Raw genomic sequence first — 16,104 nt, 5'->3', positions numbered from 1 at the left:
AGGTTTCATCCTATTTTACCTTTTTTGGTCTACCCCCTTGACAATTTGCACTTTTTCTTAACTTGTCACAAATGGGTTTAATAGAAAATTGTACTCATATCAATAAATTTATAATTTGCTCTTTCTCTCACCTCTGTAGTTTCTACCTTCTCGGCAGTTCATTTAGTAAATTCTATATTAAAAGCTAATCTTAACTAAAAAATTAAATATAGCACCCTGATGATATCATGCTGGAGGGGAAAATCTCAACCCGCACCTTTACATTAGGCGACGCAACCAGCATGAAAGCTAACGTTTGCGCCCCAGCTAGAGGGATAATTCGATTTTAGGTTTGAGATTTTAGATTTTAGATTTTAGATTTACTCTATGAATCTGGGCGAGCATCTCATTTTTCTAAAAACACTTCTTATGGCTCCTTTCTTCTTCCTCTTTCCTTCTGCCTCCTGCCTCAAAACTCCAATTTCTAACTTAGCTGCTTTCATTGAGATGTTTCCAATCTGGTAGCTTGAAATAATAAATCGCAGAGTGCGTAAGCACCCTGCGATTCACTCAAAAATACTCGTTAGTTACTGCGGTTTTTGACCGTTTTGCATCCGGTTTTTAGCATTTTGTCGGCGCTGCTGCATCAGTTGAGCTAATTGGCTGCGCTGTTCGGCAGTGAGCACTTCTCGCATTGCGAGTGTAATTTCAAATTGAACTTCTTCAAACTGCTGTCTCAATCCCATTATTTGACGGTGTTTTTCGCGTATTTCGCTGGCATTTGCCGTGCCGGACATCATCGTGTTCAATTCTTGTCTGGCTTGGCGGACTGCTTGCATTCGCTGGGAAACTTGGTCTTTGTACCGATCGCGAACTGCCTGCATTTGCTGCTTTTGGTCTGCGCTTAAATTCAGTTTCTCGAACATCCCACCTTCCTTGCCAGCAGGTCGATTTGGTCGCTGATTTTGTGCAAGTGTTTCCGGTTCTAGGGGATTAGGAACTGCTATTGCTGCGGCTGTGCTACCGAGAGTCAGCATTAAAACGGCTAGTGCAGAAATACGACGAATTGACATGAAAATTCCCTCTTTGATATTACTTATTTGTTGGCGGTTGACTCTCAGCACCCGGGCTGAAAGTCAACCAATCTGTTTGTGAGCGATCGGTCATACTTTCTTGGGGAGAATCATGGAGTACACCCTCCCAATTAGTAACTAAAAATGCTTCTAACTGAGCTGTTTCCTTATCTGGCAATTGTGCAGTCTCAAACGGACGGTAGCCAGACCAAAAAACTAGCAAGCTAGCAGCCATCGCAGACGATAAAGCCCACTTAGAAACAGAGGATATTTTTAACCTGTCATCAGACTTAGCTGAGGCACTTAATCGCGTTTTTTTGCGGTGGGTTTCCTGGAAAACACTCGCCTGATTACTTTCGATTGCTGCTAAAATTTTTTGCTCTAAATCTGGTGCAGCTTCAGGAATATGTGGGCGATGTTGCTTCAAGAAATTAACTAACTCTTGGTCGCTGCTTCGGTTATTCATAGCTCGCTGACACCTTCTTTTTGCAAAAATTGTCGCAGAGAATTTCGGGCATAAAACACGCGAGATTTGACGGTTCCCGCAGGCAGCCCCAAAATTTGGGCTACTTCTTTTTGCGGGATGTCTTCTAAGTCGTGCAGCACCAAAACGCTGCGTTGTTCAAAGCTCAATTGCTCCAGTCCCCGCTGCACTAAATCTTGATAGTGCAACTGCATCAAGTCCGATGTGTTATCTTTGAGAATAACCCGATCCATTACTTCTTGATTTTTGAGTTGGGAGTCAAAAGAATGCTGTTTAGCAAATGCTTGTCTTTGGTCAGAAGCCACATTCCAAGTGATTCGATAAAGCCAAGTAGAAAAGTTTTCCTGGTGCTTGAGTTTGGGCAATCCTTTCCAGACTCGCAGGAATACTTCTTGTGCTAAATCGTCAAGAAGTGAAGGGCCACAAAGTTGATAAAGGGTTGACCTGACTTTGTGTTGGTAGCGTTTGTAAAGGTAGCGAAAGCAAGTGCGATCGCCCTTTAAACATTGAGCAACTAAGTCCGAGTCGGAACAGTCATCGGTTAAAACATTGGCTGACACAGCTAACACCTGTGAAGTCTCCCCCACCAGTTCGTTATCTGAAGTGTTTAGACAGGGCGATCGCGAAAAAGGTTCAAAGGACTGAAAATTTTTTTTCGACGAGGCGGCAGGTAGGGAAACGGGTAATTGCTCAACCCCCTTGACAAGAAGACGAGATAGACATTAGATGAAGGAATGGAAAAACTCCCAGACTTAAAGCAACTATCGAACGAGGCAAAAGAAGCCTTGATAGTAGAGCTATGGCAAGAAATCCAAAAACTTAGCGTAGCATTAGCCACATACGAACCAAAACCCGGCTCATCTCCCACCAAAACTAGCAAAAATTCCAGCACTCCACCGTCCTCATGATTCAAGCCCAACATTCGGCTATCGAAAATTGAGGGCATAAAAAGACAAAGAAGCCTAGGAAGACCAGGAGGGGGAAGAGAACTACATCCTCATCCCGACCAAACAATCATCGCCCAAGTTAAAATTGTCCCCAGTGTGGAGAGAAAGTCAGCGCCGCCGCACAAAAATTGCAATCCGTCTACGAAAAAATCGAACTACCACCAATTCGTCCCATCATCACCCGAATCGAACGTTATTGTGGTCAGTGTGCCTGCTGTCACACCGAATATGTTGCACCTGTACCATTGGGAATGGAACCAGGCTCACCGTTTGGCAGTTCAATTCAAAGCTTAGTCACATATCTGCGTTACACTCATTCCATCAGTTACGAACGGCTATCGTCCATATTTGCATCTGTGTTCTAGGAGAACATCGTCCTAATATCTGGGTGTCAGATTTATTTAGCGCTCAAAAAAATCATCCAGCGCCACAATGGCAAGTGTGTTTGGCTCATCAATTGCGGGACTGCCAATATGCGATTGATGCTCTTGACAGAATTTTTGCCCCAGCGATGAAGAGGTTATTATTAAGGGCTTTTATCATCCATCGACGACGAGAAAAAATCGACGATGCCAGACTCAAGCGATACCGAGAAAATTTACAGGAAAGATTAACCGGGATTTTAAATTTAGCGCCACATCATCCAAATGGTATCCGGTTACGAAAACGCTATGGTGGGCTAATTGACAATTTATTTCTATTTCTGGAAGATGCGGGGATTCCACCAACGAATAATAGTAGTGAACAGGCGATTAGGATGAGCGTGATATTTCGCCGTGTGACTAATGGCTTCCGTTCTCCATGGGGGCGAGATTTATTTGCAGCAGTTCGTTCAGTTGTCAATACTGGGAAGCGTCAAGGTTTAACTGCTTATCAATCTATTCAACAAGCTCTCTCTATTGATGGCTCGCTTTTTTTCCCTAGTTGAGCAATTACAAAATATTTAACTTTTATCAAAGAACTTAGGCCGGGGATTAAGCTTGATTTATTAGTATTATGGAGTTGTTGTTTGAAATGTAAAATACGTTTAGCTTGCCTTTCTGAAGTTCAACCAGACGGTAAAATAAAAATATTTTATTGTTGAGCACCGATATTACGCTCTCAAGAAAATTTGAGTATTATCAGGCTCATTTTCAGATTGAGTTTATTTTTCGTGATGCCAAACAATTTACGGGTTTATCCGATTGTCAATCTCGTAGTAGTCAACGCCTTGGTTTTCATTTTAATGCCAGTCTCATTGCTCTAAATTTAGCAAAATATGAAGCTTATAATCGTCATTCATCTCCAGAGTTCTTCGTGTTTTCAATGACCTATTATAAACGCCGGGAATTCAACAGACATCTACTTTACACCTTTATTAACAAGTTAGATTTAGACCCTAACTTAATTTTAAATCACCCTAACCTTCCCTCCGTCCTATCTTATGGTACTCTCGTTGCTTAAAAACTGTCCGAAGTATTGTATGATAAAAATTTCTAATTTAATGGTAAGAGTGAAGCGGGCAATGCTCACCCTACAAATAGAGTCCTCGATCGCCCTAATCTAAAATCTATGAGCACCCAATTCTTTGCCCAAAATCCCTTGTCAGTCAGTTTCGCCGATGTGGAGGCGGCGGCAAATCGCTTGCAGGGCAAAGCTTTCAAGACGCCGGTGCTGACTTCGGAAACTTTCAACAAACGCACAAATTCTCAGGTATTTTTCAAGTGCGAGAACTTTCAGCGCACGGGTTCGTTTAAATTTCGGGGTGCTTGCAATGCTTTGATGCAGCTATCTGAAGCTGAAAAACAGCGGGGAGTGCTGACTTTTTCTTCGGGAAATCACGCGCAGGCGATCGCCCTGGCGGCACAGTTGTTGGGAATTCCTGCTACTGTTGTCATGCCGGCAGACGCGCCAAAAGTCAAGCAAGAGGCGACTCGCGGCTACGCCGCAGAGATTATTTTGTACGATCGCACTCAAGTTTCCCGCGAAGAATTAGCGGCTAAAATTGGCGCCGAACGGCACTTGACAATTATTCCTCCTTACGATCATGCGTGGGTGATTGCGGGACAAGGTACGGCGGCGTTGGAATTAATCGCAGAAGTTGGGGAGTTGGATTTGCTGTTAGTTTGTTGCGGTGGCGGGGGTTTGCTGTCGGGATGCGCGATCTCCGCAAAAACTTTGTCTCCGCAGTGTAAAGTAATAGGAGTAGAACCGGAGCAAGCAGACGATGCGGCGCGATCGTTCCGCACGAAAACGCTACAAACTGTTACTAACCCAGATACGATTGCTGATGGTGCGCGCACGCCATCTTTGGGGAAATTAACATTTCCTTTGGTTCTGCATTATGTTGATGATATGGCAACAGTTTCCGAAGACGCAATTCGCCAGACAATGTTTTTTATTTTGGAACGCATGAAGATAGTTGTGGAACCCACGGGAGTGTTAGCAGCGGCGGCTTTGTTGTCCGGTGTGGTGCAGGCTAAAAATGCGAGGATTGGCGTAATTGTTAGCGGCGGAAATGTGGATTTGAGCGAAGTTAAGCTGTTTTTTTCAGTGTAATTAAGTCTGGCACTTTGTTAGTTCGTCAGTCCGACAGTCCGCCCGGGGTTTTAACCCCTGTCTAATAGCAAAAGTCCTCTCAAAACGACTGGAAAGCATTTTTTATTTTTATATTTAGTCCACTGAAGTGGACTTGCTCTGTGAGACTGGGCTTTAAACCCCCGGCGGACTTTCGGGCAAACGCCAAATATTTATGCAAACGTCAAATATTCATGCAAACGCAAAATATTAATATTGACAAATTTAACCAAATTAAAGAGTAATCTGATAAAATGCTTCCACAACAAACTTCGATTTAATAGCATAATGTCTTCAGAAACAAACTCAGCGGCTCAATCTACAACTGGTGCAGATGCGATCGATGTTGCGATCGCCTCTGGAATCGACTTTGACGGTACTCCGATTCCGCAAGCAAAATTAGACCTCTACAAGCAAGTGATGGGATTAGAAGCCGGCAGACAGCGCAGTGGCGTGTCAAATACAATGCGATCGCGCATTGTCCGAATCGGTGTCAAACATCTGCCTCAAAACGAGCTCGATAAAATGCTCGTTGCTGCTGACTTCGCCCCGCTGAAAGATAAAGAAGTTGCGTTTTATTACGGCGGAAAGTAAAAATTTCTACCCTTCTAGATAGATGAATAGTCATCCCCGGATCGGTGAAACTTGGGACAAATCCTAGCAGAGGGTCAGTTTATGAACACTAACGGAAATACCGTCATCAGCAACCTCGAGTATGATTTGTTAACAGTTCTGCAAAACAAGTCTGAAGCTTTGAAAGCCTACGATACTTACATGAAAGATGCTCAGGAAACAGGTTCTCAGCCTTGTGCTGAGCTGTTTCAAAAATTGCAGCAAGCTGACATGGAGCACGCGCAGGAAATTCGGCAGCACCTTCAACAGGTAATGCAGAAAGGCAAGATGTAAAGCTGGTGCAACTCGCTGTGCAAGTCATGAATTATGAGTTAAGTAGCAGCTATGAGGTAAAGAGTTTTGGATTCACAACTCATCTTCAATTCCTTAAACTCTTTCTCTACCGAGCGATGGAAACATCAATCTGACCGCTCAACCAATGTCGCTTACAACTCTTAATTCATAACTAGCAACTGGTGAGGCAAATCCTTGAAACTTCAGCTACGGGTAGGGACTTAGGCTTTGCTTAAGTCCTTACCTATCTAGTGGTACAGGTTATAAAATCTCCGGTTTCAAAGCTCGTTCCATCAGCGATAAAACAGCTTGTTCAGGAGTAATTTCACCATTTAATAAGCGATAAACTTGACGAGAAACAGGCACTTCAATGCCGCGTTGATTAGCTAAATCAATCAACACATTAGTAGTATTGACCCCCTCAGCCGTGCTCTGCAATTCCTGCAAAACTTCCTCTAAAGATTTGCCTTTAGCCAATCCGAAACCAACCCGATAATTGCGCGATAAAGGACTGTTGCAAGTAGCGAGCAAATCTCCCAAACCAGACAAACCATAAAAAGTTTCTGCACGAGCTCCCAAACGAACTCCCACCCGAATCATTTCCGGCAAAGCGCGAGTCAGCAAAGCAGATTTAGCATTAGTTCCTAATTGTAAACCGTCGCAAACACCAGCGGCGATCGCAAATACATTTTTCAAAGTTCCACCTAACTCAGTCCCCAGCGGGTCTTCATTCACATAAACCCGAAAAATATCGGAACTGTAAATATTTTGCACTTGCTTGGCCGCCGCTAAATCCAAACTCGCCGCTACCGTTGCAGCCGGCAAGCCCTGCTGAATTTCCTCGGAAAGATTGGGGCCAGAAAGTACCACTATTGAATTGTTAGGAAAGGCATTTTGCCAAATTTGAGATGGAGTGCGCGTAGTCGCGGGGTCTAAACCTTTGGTGACAGTAGCTATAATTGTACTGGGAGTTAACTCTAAAGCCAAAAGTCGATCGACCGTTGCTCCAACTCCTTTCATCGAAACTGCGGAAACAACAACATCCGCACCTGTTATAACTGATTCTAGATTAACAGAACTGCTGCGCGACCACAAATTAACTCGAGATCCTTTTTTGCCTCCCAGATTTGCCAGTGCCGAACCCCAAGCACCTCCGCCTAATATTGTCAAGATTGCCATAGAATTTAGTTTAATGAATTTAACCGCAGATTAACACAGATAAATCACCGATAAATCATAGCAATCAATCTGCGTTAATCCGCGTGCATCTGCGGTTAAAAAATCCTCACCCTACAAACGCGGACGCAATCCATAATGACGGTAACGCCAATAATCTCGTAAAATGCGATCGTGATCGAAACACAATTGATCGGGAATCTGCCAAGATTCAAAAAATTGTAAATTTTTAGCATCGTCGGCGGCTTGAGGTTCGCCCGTTGCAGAAGCCAAGAATACAATACTGATAGTGTGTTGGCGCGCGTCGCGATTTGGATCAGAATAAACGTAAAATTGCTCAATTAATTCTACATTCAAACTCGTTTCTTCTAAAGCTTCGCGTTTGGCCGCCGTTTCTACCGCTTCCCCGTAATCGACAAAGCCGCCGGGAATTGCCCAGCCGTAGGGAATATTGCGGCGTTCTATGAGTACGATCGGCCGATGGGGGCGATCGGCTAATTCGATGATAATATCAACAGTAGGAGCGGGATTTCTATAAGTCATTTGCGAAGGAAGAAGGAAGGCACGACACGGATTTTGACACGAATACACGGATTAATTTCAACTGGTTCGGAGTTCCTTCTTCCTGCTGAATCATGCTAAACCGCGAATTAGTACGGGCTGCTTTTGCAAAACCTCTGCATAAAGCTTTTCCAACTCAGTAATATTCTGACTGAGAGTGTACCGCTCGATCGCCCGTTTGCGTGCTTTTTGACCAAGCAGCATTCCCAACTCAGGATGATCGCAAAACAGCGGCAGCAAGGTTTGCAACTGACTTCGTACCCGCTGAGTGTTCAAAACTATCCCCGCGCCTTCCTCCAATGCCTCGCCGTCAGCACCAGCATCCGTTGCTAAACAAGCTAAACCGCAGGCCATCGCTTCCAGCAACGACAGCGACAGTCCCTCCACCAAAGAAGGCAAAATAAATACGTCTGCACCCCGCAGAATTTCGATCCGGCGTTCCTCCTCGGCGACAAATCCGAGCCACACAATGCCATCATCTTCGCCGTAAAACAGTTGCAGCGAGGCCGCTAGGGGCCCGTCGCCTACGATCGCCAATACGTTCCCAGGGCCAAAATTACAGTGCTTCCAGGCCTTGAGCATCGACTCGACATTTTTCTCCTGGGCAATGCGGCCTTGGTAAACAAAAACTCGATCGGCCTTTAATTCCGACTTCAACCCCGAAGGCCCTGGAGAATATTTAACAGCATCCACGCCGTTGGGAATCACAGCCACCCGTTCCTGTGGCACTCCCAACTTCACCAATATATCCCGCTGAATCTGAGAAAAAACGATCGTCGAGTCGTAGTTCGCTAAAAACGGAGCGTAAAGTTGATACATCAGGTGTTGGGTTCCCGATGTCAAATTGCGTAATTTGCGATCGAACGGCGGGTGAAAAGTCGCCACCAGAGGCAAATTCAATTCTTGACAAATTTCCGGCAGCAAAAAGTCTAGAGGTGAAAGCGTCAGGGAAGCGTGAACAACATCGGGTTTGAGCCGCCGCAGAGATTTCATCAGCACTGTGCGGGACTTGAGAGTGGGAATCGTATAAATTTGCGATTTGTAGTGACAGGGTAAAGAGACTTCGTTGCAACTCGCGGACGAAAGCGAATTGGTATATGAGGTTTGAGCAATTCCCTTGCCCCATGAACCATTTGCCATGCTCCACCCCGTATTGTTCCTGTCCAGTGGGCCCGCTTCTTGGGCAAAATGCAGGAAACTAACCTGGTATCCCCGGTCTAATAGTGCGTTGGTGACTTCCCTGGAGTAAGTGACGTTACCGCAAAAAGGTGATTTTTTTCCTAGCCAAGCGATGTGCATTCCAGTAAATCAGAGTTTGTTATTTTTTAGGTTCGATCGACTTTGCTATTTGTGCTACGGAAAATATACCAGGTTAAGACACCCCCAGCCATCGCTAATCCTGCTAAAGCCAAAAATACTGTCGGCAAGCCCAGAAATGTTTCGGCTACCCCAGCCAAAGCCAACGGTAAACTCAAAGCAATATTAGTGGCATTGTTTTGCAGTCCGAAGACTTTTCCCCGCATTTCTTCTGGAGTTTCTGCTTGAATTGTAGTCTGCATCGGCACTCCCACCAATGAGGCAAATAAACCCAACAGGGTAATGAACAGCACCGACAGCCACAAATGGTGGGTAAACGCAGAAAGGCCCATCAGAGCAAGTGCCATGCCAACAGATCCGATTAAACTCAGTTGGGAGTGAGAAAATTTATGGCCGAGATAGCCGACTGTCGTCGCCCCAGCAGCCATACCCACGCCCACTGCAGCCAGCAAAAAACCGAATTGCGATGCTTTCATACCGGGGAGGATTTCTGCCAGCCGAACTGCTAGAACTGCCAAGGCTGCAAAAATGGAAAATAGAATAATTAGTTGAATTAAAGCATTGCGGACTTTCGGCTGATCGTTGATGTAACGCAGGCCATCTCGCAAATCTGCTAAGGGGTGGGGCGGTTCGTGTTCGGCATCGTTTTTTTCGCCTGTTTTCATCGCCAGCAACAGCACTCCGGCGAAGGCGTAACTTCCGCCTACTACTAATTCTTTGCCGATGCCGAGTCCGCCGCCGAGGTTGGAAAATAGGGTGTCAGCTAAAGCTAGTAAGGGTTCTCCGACTGCGAAGCCAATAATCACCGACCCCATCATGGTTGTGGTGTAGAGGGAGTTTGCCGATAGCAGATGGCGGCGTTCCACAATTAGGGGAATCACTGACTGTTCTGCTGGGGCAAAAAATTGAGTTAGGGTCGAGACTAGGAATGTTACTAGCAGCAGTAAGCAGAATCCGAGCGGCAGTTGACCGAGTTCCCACCCGTCCGAGAGCCACAGCAGCACGGGCAATGTTAAAACAAAGCCTCCCCGCAGGAGGTTTGTGGCTACCAGCACTGCTTTTTTCGACCACCGATCGACATACACACCTGCGGCGGCCCCAAACAGCACTGCGGGAATGGTAAAGGCGATCATGATTGCCGATACCCATCTGCTGATGGTTTGATCTGGCGCTTGAAAGCGGCTGGCTACCAGGGCGATCGTCAGTACGAGATAAACTTTATCTGCTAGTTGGGAAAAAACTTGCCCACTCCACAATGCTAGAAAATTTGGGTTTTTGAGCACCGGCAGGAATCCCGTTGCTTTTTCGGGAATTTCGGCTACTGCTTCGGATAGTTCTGCTGCTGGCTCTGGTGTGGGAACCGGGGGGATTGCTTCGGTTTGTTGGCTTTTGCCGTTGCTTGACTCTGTTTCGGGAGTTGTGGGATATTTATCCATTTCTGAGTGTTGGACGTTGCTCCATTGTCGATCGGCGGAGACGGGATAAGAGTCAAACTCTGGAACATTTTCTCGTTCTTCCATCTTGTGGTGGGTCACAGCTAACACAGATATTCTCAAATCAGAATCAGACAGTCGCATCATAGGATTTGGGGTGGATGGCCTGGGATGGTGGAGGTTGGGGGGATGGGAATTTGAAATTGAGGGGTTAACCCTTAAGTTAATTAATAATCTCGTAACTTTATCTCTATCTATTATCTGATGTTGCAACAACCTTGAAAATTTACCTGAAAAGGCCGGCAGGTTCGGGTATCCGGCAGGCTGGGGGTGCGATGTACGATGTTCGTTCACCTCTTTAAGTCAACACTCACAATTTAAAACTCAAAACTCTCTAAGTAGGTGTCGATCGAGCTTCCCGAACGAATCGTGCAACCTAAATGATACTGGGCATATTGCCGCAAAATATTTTCTACTGATACCCAAGCTGTTCGATCGGTAATCCCCTCTCCTAGTTCTGGACTAGCCAACTGTTGCAGCGCTGCTAATTCTTTAGCATTAATCTCGAAATTTGTCAAGTGTTTGCTGCTATTCATTTGCCGGGAACGGGAGGCGGATCTGGACAAGCTACCGATTTCTGAAGAGAGTTCTGCCTCTAGGTTAGCTAGCTCCGACAAGCTGAAGGTTCCCCCAGAGGGTATACTAAACCCGGTTTGCCAGTTCGGATCGGTGAAATTTGGGATGAGCGGGTGTCTGGTGGCGCAGCAAACTTGGACTTGGGGCGCGAGGCCGGCTAAGGCTAGCAAGTGAAAAATGCCGTGGGCGAGGTGAGCAATCAGCACGGCGGCCGATTGGATTTCTGTGCGATCGGACAAACGCTCCAAACGGCTCAAATGTTCGCCCAGCAACCAAAAGAGTTCTTCTTGGGGTTCATCGGAAAGGGCGCTGGCGATCGCCAATTCGGCCAGATATTGCGAGGCTGCGAGTTTCCCGAGGTGGCGGCTCAAACCCGGATGGGATTCTACGGTGCTGGCTTGGGTAATTTTGTCGAGCGATCGGCCTTTGGCAATTAGCAATTCGTTGACAACAAATAATTCGCTTCTACCGCCAATGGTCGATCGTTGTTTGCGAACACCGGGTGCTACGGCTCGAATTAAGCCGAATTCTCGCGTCAAAATTGTCAGCACTCGATCGGATTCGCCGATGGGCGCACTCTTGAGATTGATTCCAGTTGCTTTGTAAGTTCGAGTCACTCGATTTTAGATTTTAGATTTTAGATTTACTACAATACTTCGGACAGTTTCATTGTCCTCGTTGGTCGATCGACCGAGAATAGTCATTCTACTCTTAGCAATTAAAAACTGTCCGAAGTATTGTTACTAGACAGTAGCAAAAACAGTCCAGGACGCAGAACTTTTAGTTGTAGAGTGCGTAAGGGCGCACCAATTCCCAATTAGCCATTACCAATTAGCCATTGCTAATGACTAATGACTAATGACTAATGACTAATGACTAATGACTAATGACTAATGACTAATGACTAATGACTTTTATCTAAATTATCCCGCTGGCGAAGTAATTCAGGCCCGCGAGAAGTCCCCAAACGAGTTGCCCCAGCTACTACCAAATCTAGAGCTTGTTCATGAGTACGAATTCCGCCCGCCGCTTTAATCCCGATCCTTCCCTTCGTAACTTCCTTCAGCAGTCGTACATCGTCAACTTTCGCCGGGCCAAAAAAGCCAGTGTTGGTTTTGATGTAAGCGACGCCGGCTTCCATACAAATCTCAGCCGCTAATTGTTTTTCGGCATCGGAAAGGAGCGAACTTTCGATAATTGCTTTAATGGTGAGATTAGTTTCTTCGCAAATTTGGGCTAATTCCCGGTGGAATTCGTCGATTCTTCCAGCTTTCAACAATCCTAAGTTAACGGAGACATCTAACTCTACGGCTCCATTATCGGCAGCTTCTAGAGCTTCGTAAATTTTCACCGTTGAAGTCGAAGCACCGGTGGGAAAACCAATAACTGTACAGACTTTGGGACGTTTGCCGTGCAGCAGCTCAACTGCTTGTCTGACGTAGGCGGGATACACGCAAACTGTGACAAAGCCAAATCTCTCGGCTTGTTGGCAACAGTTTTCTACTTGCTCTGGCGTAGCGGTGGGGTCGATCAGGCCGTAGTCGATCAAGGGGGCAATATCGATGTCTGCCTGGTTTGCAGCCATTGCTGTTTTTTCTCCGAAGTAATTACTTCCTTATTATGTAGCGAATTTACCAAATCTTCGACCGAAAGCAGCCAGGGTACAACCCCCCGCATTCCTGCGTGAGGTCGCTTTCTCCAATTCTTCAATCTAAAATCTAAAATCTAAAATCTAAAATCGATTGACTTTACTCCGGGTTCTAGCAAGTATAAATACTCAACTTGCTGCTCGTAAAAACTCTTGTGGGAATTGGTTTACCAATTTATGTCTAAAAAATAATATTTTGGTATCTCCCTTTAGATACATTTTTGCTCTTTCTTTAGGTATACTTTGTTAAAAGGACTTACGGTAGAGCCTGCGTCAGCTACGCTAGGGCAGAGCCTGGTAGCGGCTACTGTTTTTACTTTTAGTAGTGCTTTAAAAACATAAAAGCCAGTGCCAAGCATGAATCATTTAGAACTCGAACAAGAAATTGGGAAGATGGCTAGAGCGATGATGAGTCGAAATAGCTTAATTGGTAAAGATTTGATTGCGGATCTCAGAGAGCGGGTGTCTGTTGACAGTTTAGCTGCTTTGATGATTGTCAGTATTGAGCGTTTGATTTGGTATGACTGCGAGTCCGTGATCTGGAGTTTGAGTTATTTGATTCCTGCTGACGTGATGGAAGAAATTCGCCGGATTACTGCGCTGATTGTTTGCCAGCGGTTGATGGGCCAGGGTTTTCTGCTGGGGAAAGATTTTAGTATTGATGCCACAGGCCAGTTGCTGTTGAGTGAGAATGCTAAAACAGCGGTTGTGGTTGCTTGAATTGGGCAAGCAGAAATAGGAGTCATTAGCACTAGGAGATTTGCAGTTAGACTGGGGGCGCCCTAGGACTCTTTGTGTAACTGCAAACCTAATTCGGGATGCGGTAAGAGTTACGTGATTCACGCAGAGTTAAGATTCGCACCAGCTCTAAAAAACGATGAGTGCGGTTAGCGAAAAGAGCTTTTTACCAGAGGAAAATAGTTAGTTTCGACCGCAAATTGTTGAGGTTGTTACTGGCCGAGTGTACGGGCGATCGCCCTGTATCAAATTTTTCAGATTTTTAGTGGAATTACAGTTTTACTCCAGCTATGGTTTCATGTAGAATCATCCCTAAGATAGATACAAAATATTATGAACTTAATTCAAAACTTGGAAGCGGCTTGGTATTACCATCTGGGCTCGCGCCACCTCGAAGCTAACGATGATCATGGTGCTCTGGCGAACTTTAACAGAGCATTGAAGTTGCAATCAGATCATTATAAGGCTTGGTTCGGCCGAGGTATGGCTCTGGGGAAATTAGAACGGCACTTAGAGGCGCTGAAGAGTTTTGATGAGGCCTTGGCGGTGGAGCCGAATGCGAGCTTTGGCTGGCACAACCGGGCTATTGCTTTAGGAAAGTTGGGCCGCTGGTTGGAGGCTCTCAATAGTTTTGACCGGGCTCTGGAGTTCAGTCCTTGCGCGGCGAGTATTTGGCACAACCGGGGACTGACGCTGATCGATATGGGGCTTTACGAGAAGGCGGTTCTGAGTTTTGATCGCTCTTTAAATTTGTACCCGGAGGCTGCTTGGGTGTGGTACAACCGAGGTAATGCTTTGTTGGAACTCAAGCTTTACTATCAGGCGCTCAACAGTTTTGACCGGGCGATCGAGTTTAAGCCTGACGACGCGAAGGCTTGGTACAATCGCGGTATAGCTGCGAACTCTATGGGACTTTACAAACAAGCAGTGGCTAGTTTTAGCCGATCGATCGCTCTACAACCTGGCAGAGCCGATGCTGTGGGCGAACGGAGAGTTGCTTTGGAGAAATTAATAGGTTTAAATCAGAGAAATGCCAAGTTCACTCCCACATCTGAGCGTCCCTTAGAAGATTATTTAATTTGGTACAACCGGGGTGTGGAATTGGCGCGAAAAGGCTGCTACTCTGAGGCGATTGCTTGCTACGAAACAGTCTTAGAAATAAATCCTGATTTTGCCAACGCTTTTTACAATAAAGCTTGCTGTTATGCGCTACTGGGATTCGCTGATTTGGCCCTTGACAATTTGCAGCGGGCTGTTGAGTTTATCCCTAATTTATACCGAGAGCTAGCTTTAGCTGACTCTGATTTAAGCTGCATTTGGAAACAAGAACGTTTTGAAGCGCTGATCCAAGGTTGATTTTACGCAAAAAACAAAACAGCTCGCCAATGGGGCGAGCTGTTTTTTTGGGCGGTGCAAATTCGATCGCCCGACAGTATTTGTGCAATCTTTGCTATTGCACAGAAACTCGGATTGAGGGCTTGACCGGCCTCTTGGCAACTACGATTACCCGGTAAGTGCCGGATTCCGGTAGTTGAGCAAAAGTTTGACCTTCGCCTTGATCCAGGAGTGCTCCCGACGGAGATTGGATCGCCAGATCTAGATTTTTGTTGCTAGAGCTCGCCCTAATTGTCTGTCCCTGCTTGCCTTGAAGTGTGATCGGCTGGATTTGGTAGCCGGACATTTTGAGTTTGACTGTGGCTTGTTTTTCCTTGAATGCTATGGGAATTGCGCGATCGGGCCGATAAGTCCACTTGGCGCTAAAGTCGCGTCCGATTACGAAGCTGGTGGTTTCACCTTTGGGGGTAACTCGCACGCGATAGATACCTGACTCTGGCAACTGGCCAATCCACTGATTATCTGACTTTTCAATAACCCCCATATTTTCACCATTGGGACTGTACAGTTCGGCTGTCAGTTGTCCCGCCCACAGGGAGAGAGTAAGTTCTCGCCCTTTGATGCCTTCAAAAATATAGGTGGTGGGTTGGTTGATGGTTTCTCGGATTTCCGAGGTTGACATTCGCTTGATAGGTTCGAGGTTTGAAGCTGATTCAGAGGTAACGGGTTTGTTAAGGGTTTCTGTAATTTCCGAGGCAGCCATCAGCTCGCTCGGCGCAATTTTGGGGGCTACTGGGCTGGCAAATACTGATTTTGCCGTCATCATGAGTAGCATTCCAGTCAGTAAAATTAGTTTTTTCATGTCGCACTTCCGAGGGGGGGGTAAGGAGTTGTATATGGTTACTTGTATTTGCCTGTTTTCACCGGATTAAATCTGGCGATCGCACAGAGGCTACAAGAGGATATAGGATACACGTAAATATCCCGTACTTGCACAAAACCTGCTGGTAGCAAATTGGCAGTGCGGGAGCTAAGTAGTAGCCTCAATTTGTCGGGACATTTTAATGATACTCCTTACGCATAATATCATCACAGAATATTAGTAATTTTTTCTAGGGAAATTAAAATTTTTTCCGAGGTTCTTGCTAAAGAAATGCCCACACCCAAAAAACGCGGTGTCTGGGATTCTGGCTCTGCCTTGCTACTAGAAAAGGGCTAGCACCCCACGGGGTGAGAACCCCTAGTACAGCTCGGCGTAAATACACAGACTATTAGGCCGCCAAGACTTTACCCTTATATGTCCACTTAAAAGGCT

General features: G+C 45.8%; 17 protein-coding genes. 7 read left to right on the top strand and 10 right to left on the bottom strand.

Annotation, left to right across the window (positions count from 1 at the left end; all coding sequences use genetic code 11):
- Nucleotides 1–566: 566 nt before the first annotated feature.
- Genes QUB37_RS27980 through QUB37_RS27970 form a run of 3 tightly spaced genes read right to left on the bottom strand, consistent with a single transcriptional unit; the run spans nucleotide 567 to nucleotide 2,105 of the window.
- On the bottom strand, nucleotides 567–1,052 hold the full coding sequence (locus tag QUB37_RS27980) for a Spy/CpxP family protein refolding chaperone (protein ID WP_333168372.1): 486 nt from the start codon (nucleotides 1,050–1,052) through the stop codon (nucleotides 567–569).
- Between the two features lie 19 nt (nucleotides 1,053–1,071).
- Nucleotides 1,072–1,518 (bottom strand): hypothetical protein, encoded by a 447-nt coding sequence (locus tag QUB37_RS27975; protein ID WP_333168370.1) that lies wholly within the window; start codon nucleotides 1,516–1,518, stop codon nucleotides 1,072–1,074.
- Nucleotides 1,515–2,105: a sigma-70 family RNA polymerase sigma factor gene (locus QUB37_RS27970; protein WP_333168368.1), complete on the bottom strand. Its 591-nt coding sequence runs from the start codon at nucleotides 2,103–2,105 to the stop codon at nucleotides 1,515–1,517. The genes QUB37_RS27975 and QUB37_RS27970 overlap by 4 nt, the downstream gene beginning before the upstream one ends.
- 165 nt (nucleotides 2,106–2,270) lie before the next feature.
- On the opposite strand from QUB37_RS27970, the gene QUB37_RS27965 reads away from it, so the two are divergent.
- The 5 genes from QUB37_RS27965 to QUB37_RS27945 all read left to right on the top strand — a co-directional run bounded on the left by QUB37_RS27965 (nucleotide 2,271) and on the right by QUB37_RS27945 (nucleotide 5,945).
- Nucleotides 2,271–2,444, top strand: a complete 174-nt coding sequence (locus QUB37_RS27965; RefSeq protein ID WP_333168366.1) for a hypothetical protein — start codon at nucleotides 2,271–2,273, stop codon at nucleotides 2,442–2,444.
- Between the two features lie 133 nt (nucleotides 2,445–2,577).
- Nucleotides 2,578–3,411, top strand: a complete 834-nt coding sequence (locus tag QUB37_RS27960; RefSeq protein WP_333168364.1) for an IS66 family transposase — start codon at nucleotides 2,578–2,580, stop codon at nucleotides 3,409–3,411.
- Nucleotides 3,412–4,034: 623 nt separating this feature from the next.
- Nucleotides 4,035–5,021 carry a threo-3-hydroxy-L-aspartate ammonia-lyase gene (locus QUB37_RS27955; RefSeq protein ID WP_333168363.1) on the top strand — a complete coding sequence of 329 codons (987 nt, stop codon included), beginning with the start codon at nucleotides 4,035–4,037 and terminating at the stop codon, nucleotides 5,019–5,021.
- Nucleotides 5,022–5,327: 306 nt separating this feature from the next.
- Nucleotides 5,328–5,633, top strand: coding sequence for a small RNA NsiR4-regulated ssr1528 family protein (locus tag QUB37_RS27950; protein ID WP_006635311.1), 306 nt, complete (start codon nucleotides 5,328–5,330; stop codon nucleotides 5,631–5,633).
- An 81-nt stretch (nucleotides 5,634–5,714) separates the two neighbouring features.
- On the top strand, nucleotides 5,715–5,945 hold the full coding sequence (locus tag QUB37_RS27945) for a hypothetical protein (protein WP_333168361.1): 231 nt from the start codon (nucleotides 5,715–5,717) through the stop codon (nucleotides 5,943–5,945).
- A gap of 261 nt (nucleotides 5,946–6,206) precedes the next feature.
- Here QUB37_RS27945 and QUB37_RS27940 read toward each other — a convergent pair whose 3' ends face one another.
- The 6 genes from QUB37_RS27940 to deoC all read right to left on the bottom strand — a co-directional run bounded on the left by QUB37_RS27940 (nucleotide 6,207) and on the right by deoC (nucleotide 12,653).
- The gene (locus QUB37_RS27940) at nucleotides 6,207–7,124 is read right to left on the bottom strand and encodes an NAD(P)H-dependent glycerol-3-phosphate dehydrogenase (protein WP_333168359.1); all 918 of its coding nucleotides are present in this window, start codon (nucleotides 7,122–7,124) and stop codon (nucleotides 6,207–6,209) included.
- A gap of 111 nt (nucleotides 7,125–7,235) precedes the next feature.
- Nucleotides 7,236–7,664, bottom strand: a complete 429-nt coding sequence (locus QUB37_RS27935) for an NUDIX hydrolase (protein WP_333168357.1) — start codon at nucleotides 7,662–7,664, stop codon at nucleotides 7,236–7,238.
- Nucleotides 7,665–7,754: 90 nt separating this feature from the next.
- Nucleotides 7,755–8,981: a glycosyltransferase family 4 protein gene (locus QUB37_RS27930; protein WP_333168355.1), complete on the bottom strand. Its 1,227-nt coding sequence runs from the start codon at nucleotides 8,979–8,981 to the stop codon at nucleotides 7,755–7,757.
- 26 nt (nucleotides 8,982–9,007) lie between these two features.
- Nucleotides 9,008–10,579, bottom strand: coding sequence for an MFS transporter (locus QUB37_RS27925; protein WP_333168353.1), 1,572 nt, complete (start codon nucleotides 10,577–10,579; stop codon nucleotides 9,008–9,010).
- Nucleotides 10,580–10,809: 230 nt separating this feature from the next.
- A complete protein-coding gene (gene recO, locus QUB37_RS27920; protein ID WP_333168351.1) occupies nucleotides 10,810–11,685 on the bottom strand; it encodes a DNA repair protein RecO in 876 nt (291 codons plus the stop codon).
- A gap of 287 nt (nucleotides 11,686–11,972) precedes the next feature.
- On the bottom strand, nucleotides 11,973–12,653 hold the full coding sequence (gene deoC / locus QUB37_RS27915) for a deoxyribose-phosphate aldolase (RefSeq protein ID WP_333168350.1): 681 nt from the start codon (nucleotides 12,651–12,653) through the stop codon (nucleotides 11,973–11,975).
- A 420-nt stretch (nucleotides 12,654–13,073) separates the two neighbouring features.
- Between deoC and QUB37_RS27910 the strand changes: the two genes are divergently transcribed.
- On the top strand, nucleotides 13,074–13,436 hold the full coding sequence (locus QUB37_RS27910; protein ID WP_333168348.1) for a hypothetical protein: 363 nt from the start codon (nucleotides 13,074–13,076) through the stop codon (nucleotides 13,434–13,436).
- A 351-nt stretch (nucleotides 13,437–13,787) separates the two neighbouring features.
- A complete protein-coding gene (locus tag QUB37_RS27905) occupies nucleotides 13,788–14,810 on the top strand; it encodes a tetratricopeptide repeat protein (protein ID WP_333168347.1) in 1,023 nt (340 codons plus the stop codon).
- 94 nt (nucleotides 14,811–14,904) lie between these two features.
- On the opposite strand, the gene QUB37_RS27900 is transcribed toward QUB37_RS27905, so the two are convergent.
- Nucleotides 14,905–15,651 (bottom strand): hypothetical protein, encoded by a 747-nt coding sequence (locus tag QUB37_RS27900; RefSeq protein WP_333168346.1) that lies wholly within the window; start codon nucleotides 15,649–15,651, stop codon nucleotides 14,905–14,907.
- Nucleotides 15,652–16,104: the final 453 nt, after the last annotated feature.

The organism is Microcoleus sp. AT3-A2 (assembly GCF_036705685.1).
Taxonomy (GTDB): Bacteria; Cyanobacteriota; Cyanobacteriia; order Cyanobacteriales; family Microcoleaceae; genus Microcoleus.
The sequence above is the reverse complement of the archived record's forward strand: the minus strand, read 5'-3'. Positions and strand labels throughout refer to the sequence as shown.

Bases quoted from the DNA above. Each gene is read 5' to 3' on its own strand.
- QUB37_RS27980 (WP_333168372.1), bottom strand. From the start codon at position 1,052: ATGTCAATTCGTCGTATTTCTGCACTAGCCGTTTTAATGCTGACTCTC.
- QUB37_RS27975 (WP_333168370.1), bottom strand. From the start codon at position 1,518: ATGAATAACCGAAGCAGCGACCAAGAGTTAGTTAATTTCTTGAAGCAA.
- QUB37_RS27965 (WP_333168366.1), top strand. From the start codon at position 2,271: ATGGAAAAACTCCCAGACTTAAAGCAACTATCGAACGAGGCAAAAGAA.
- QUB37_RS27955 (WP_333168363.1), top strand. From the start codon at position 4,035: ATGAGCACCCAATTCTTTGCCCAAAATCCCTTGTCAGTCAGTTTCGCC.
- QUB37_RS27950 (WP_006635311.1), top strand. From the start codon at position 5,328: ATGTCTTCAGAAACAAACTCAGCGGCTCAATCTACAACTGGTGCAGAT.
- QUB37_RS27945 (WP_333168361.1), top strand. From the start codon at position 5,715: ATGAACACTAACGGAAATACCGTCATCAGCAACCTCGAGTATGATTTG.
- QUB37_RS27940 (WP_333168359.1), bottom strand. From the start codon at position 7,124: ATGGCAATCTTGACAATATTAGGCGGAGGTGCTTGGGGTTCGGCACTG.
- QUB37_RS27935 (WP_333168357.1), bottom strand. From the start codon at position 7,664: ATGACTTATAGAAATCCCGCTCCTACTGTTGATATTATCATCGAATTA.
- QUB37_RS27930 (WP_333168355.1), bottom strand. From the start codon at position 8,981: ATGCACATCGCTTGGCTAGGAAAAAAATCACCTTTTTGCGGTAACGTC.
- QUB37_RS27925 (WP_333168353.1), bottom strand. From the start codon at position 10,579: ATGATGCGACTGTCTGATTCTGATTTGAGAATATCTGTGTTAGCTGTG.
- deoC (WP_333168350.1), bottom strand. From the start codon at position 12,653: ATGGCTGCAAACCAGGCAGACATCGATATTGCCCCCTTGATCGACTAC.
- QUB37_RS27910 (WP_333168348.1), top strand. From the start codon at position 13,074: ATGAATCATTTAGAACTCGAACAAGAAATTGGGAAGATGGCTAGAGCG.
- QUB37_RS27905 (WP_333168347.1), top strand. From the start codon at position 13,788: ATGAACTTAATTCAAAACTTGGAAGCGGCTTGGTATTACCATCTGGGC.
- QUB37_RS27900 (WP_333168346.1), bottom strand. From the start codon at position 15,651: ATGAAAAAACTAATTTTACTGACTGGAATGCTACTCATGATGACGGCA.